This window comes from Actinophytocola sp. (genome assembly GCF_045807065.1).
Lineage (GTDB): Bacteria > Actinomycetota > Actinomycetes > Mycobacteriales > Pseudonocardiaceae > Actinophytocola.
Genome location: NZ_JBJMIE010000350.1, coordinates 1 through 3,050, shown reverse-complemented (window position 1 = coordinate 3,050; position 3,050 = coordinate 1). Strand labels below are relative to the sequence as shown.

Here is a 3,050-nt window from a genome sequence, read left to right as displayed (position 1 = left end):
GGGGACAGCACGGTCAGCACGTGCCCGGGGCGGCCCTTCTTCATGGTGACCGCGGTGAGCCACGCGTCCAACGCGCCTGCGGCCAGCACCCCGGACAGCGTGTGCGCCAGCGTCTCCCCGGTGGCGTCGTCCACGGTGGTCTCCAGCAGTACGACCCGCGCGGCCGGCGCGACGGGCTCGGCGACCGTCACGGACACCACGTTCGGTCGGTCCGCGAGCCGGCGATGGCCGGCGCCGTAGCCGGTGCGGACCGGGCGCATCGCCGGCACCGGCTCGAACCGGGCCGGCAACGCGCGCACGAGTGCCGCCGCCGTCGGGGTGACCGTCTCGCCGGTCAGGTCCGTGCCCGTGGTGGTCGCGCCGGCCAACAGGGCGAGCGTCGCCGGTGCCGGGCAGGGGAGCACGCCGTGGGCCGTGCGCACGGCCCCGGTGCCCAGCGGCAGCGGCGCGCAGTACACGTCGGTGACGTCCAGTGCGTGCAGTGCCGCCGCGACCCCGACGACGTCGACGACGGTGTCGTGGCCGCCCAGCTCGTGCAGGTGCACGGAGTCCGGGTCGGTGCCGTGCAACGCTGCCTCGGTCTCGGCGATCGACGTGAGCGTGCGCACCGCCAGCTCGGCCACCGGCGCCGGGGTCGCCCTGCCCGCCATGGCGACCAGCTCGGCGGCGGCCCGGACCTCGGCGTCGTCGGTGACGGTCACGGTCACGCGGGTCGCGGTGAGGCCGTGGTCGACGACGCGGTCGGCACGCAGCTCCCAGCCGGTGAGCCCGGTGGCCGCGACCGCGTCGCGGACCGCGTCGACGGGTGCGCCCGCGTCGAGGAGGCCCGCCAGGAACATGTCGCCTGCCAGGCCGGACGCGGGGTTGAGCCAGCAGATCATCGCGCCATCCGGTGTGCGGCGAGCGCGGCGGCGAAGCCCGAGTCGATGTTGACCACCGTCAGCCCGGCCGCGCACGAGCTGAGCATGCCGAGCAGCGCCGTGACGCCCTCGAACGCGGCGCCGTAGCCGGTGGAGGTGGGCACCGCGATCACCGGGACCGCGACGAGCCCGCCGACGGTGCTGGCGAGTGCGGCCTCCATCCCGGCGACGACGATCACGCAGTCCGCAGCACGCAGCACCTCCAGCCGGGCCAGCAGCCGGTGCAGCCCCGCCACCCCGACGTCGCTGACGCGCGTGACACCCAGGCCGATCGCCGTCGCCACCCCGGCGGCCTCGGCCGCGACCGGGCCGTCCGCGGTCCCGGCCGTGACCACGACGACGGCGAACTCCCGCGCCAGCGCCGGGCGCCACACGAGCAGCCGGGCGTCCGGGTGGTGCGTGCCGCCGGGCACCTCGGCCAGCACGGCCGCCGCGTCCGCCGGCTCGACGCGGGTCACCAGCACGGGGCCGGTGTTGTGCGCCAGGAGCTCCCGCACGATCGCCACGACCTGCGCGGGGGTCTTGCCCGGCCCGTACACGATCTCCGCCAGCCCCTGGCGCCGTTCCCGGTCCAGGTCGAGCTGGGCGAAACCGAGGTCCCGGGTCATGCCGCCGCCACGTAGGGGATCGTCTGCGGGCCCTCGGGCAGCACGCACACCCGCGCGTCCGGCCCGGCCGAGGCGACGGCGGCGGCCACGTCGTCGGCGTACGCCAGGTGCGCCGACGCGAGGTCGGCCGCGGACAGGTACGCGCTGTGCACCGCGACCCGGCAGTCGGCGAGGATCCGGGCCTGGATCTGCACCTGCCACTGGTCCGGCACCGTCCTGGGGCGGGCCTCGATCTCCGCCAGCAGCGCCCGCGGCGAGTCGGCGCTGGCGAGCACCTCGCGGTACGAGCCGTGGTCGGGGAACCCGTCCCGGCACTCGGCCGCGCACACGATCAGGCCACCCGGCCGCACGACCTGGTAGGCGGCCGACATGCCCTTCACCGACTGGTACAGGTTCTGGTCGAGCGGGAAGCCCGAGTTGGTGGTGACGACCACGTCGAACCGGTCCGGCACCGCGCGCATCGCCATGGCGCGGGCCGCGTCCGTGGCCGCCGCGTGCATGGCGGCGAGGTCACCGCCGAACGCGGCCACGATGCCCTTGTCCCGGTTGAGGACCACGTCGAGCGCGAACGTCACGCCGGTGGCCGCCGCGATCGCGCGGACGTCGTCGTGGACCGGGTTGCCCTCGATGACGCCCCAGGTGGCGCGGGGATCGCCGATGCGGGTCGCGTCGTGCAGCACGAGCACGGTGTCCAGCCCGGCGAGACCGGGCGCGACGAGCTTCGGGCCGCCGGAGAAGCCGGCGAAGAAGTGCGGCTCGACGAACCCGGTCGTGATCCGCACGTCCGCGTCCGTCCACTCGCGACTCAGCCACACCGGCACGTCCTTGCCGTGCCGGCCCATCCACCGCAGCGCCGAGGAGTCGCGGGCGTCGTGGTTGACGATCCGCACCGAGTCGACCACCTCGTCGCCGAACATCGCGCGCAGCTCGTCGGCCGAGTTGCCGCGGTGGGTGCCGGTGGCGACGAGGACCACGACGTCGTCGAGGTCGATCACACCGTCCAGCTCGGCGAGGATCGCGGGGATCATGAGGTGTCGCGGCTGGGGGCGGGTGCCGTCGCACGCGGAGATCGCGACCGTCTGTCCCCTGTGGACCCGCTCGCGCAGCGGCGGCCCGGCGACCGGGTCGCGCAACGCGGCGACCACCGTGGCAGTCTGGTCCGGCGCCGCGCGGTGGTGCACGGGCTCGATCACCGTGGTGCGGGCCGCGTCGAGGTCGACGGTCAACCCCGTCTCCCCGTACGCCAACCGGATCTTCGCCATGCCGGTCACTCCAACGGTCGCTCCGCCGGTCACCACGCCGCGGCCAGCTCGTCCAGCTCCGCCCACAGCGTATCCGGGATCTCGGCGCCCGCGTGCGCGACGTTCGCCTCGGCCTCGGCCTCAGCCGGCGTGCGGGCACCGAGCACCACCGACGTGACGGCCCTGTGCCGCAACGGGAACCGCAGGGCGGCCAGCGGCAGCGCCACGCCGTGGCGGGCGCAGACCGCGGCCAGCTCGTCCACCCGGCAGATCGGAAGAGC

The 3,050-nt window shown here is 75.4% G+C and carries 4 protein-coding genes; all 4 read right to left on the bottom strand.

The window, feature by feature from the left end; genetic code table 11:
- Positions 1-881 (bottom strand): LarC family nickel insertion protein (locus ACJ73U_RS20415; RefSeq protein WP_407779254.1); only part of this gene is annotated, 881 nt, incomplete at its 3' end.
- Entirely contained in the window at positions 878-1,528 is a 651-nt protein-coding gene (gene larB / locus ACJ73U_RS20410; RefSeq protein ID WP_407779253.1) for a nickel pincer cofactor biosynthesis protein LarB, read from the bottom strand. The genes larB and ACJ73U_RS20415, both read right to left, overlap by 4 nt.
- The gene (larA, locus tag ACJ73U_RS20405) at positions 1,525-2,790 is read right to left on the bottom strand and encodes a nickel-dependent lactate racemase (RefSeq protein WP_407779252.1); all 1,266 of its coding nucleotides are present in this window, start codon (positions 2,788-2,790) and stop codon (positions 1,525-1,527) included. The genes larB and larA overlap by 4 nt, the downstream gene beginning before the upstream one ends.
- A 29-nt stretch (positions 2,791-2,819) precedes the next feature.
- Positions 2,820-3,050, bottom strand: a 231-nt coding sequence (locus ACJ73U_RS20400) for an aldo/keto reductase (RefSeq protein WP_407779251.1), incomplete at its 5' end; no start/stop codon positions are given.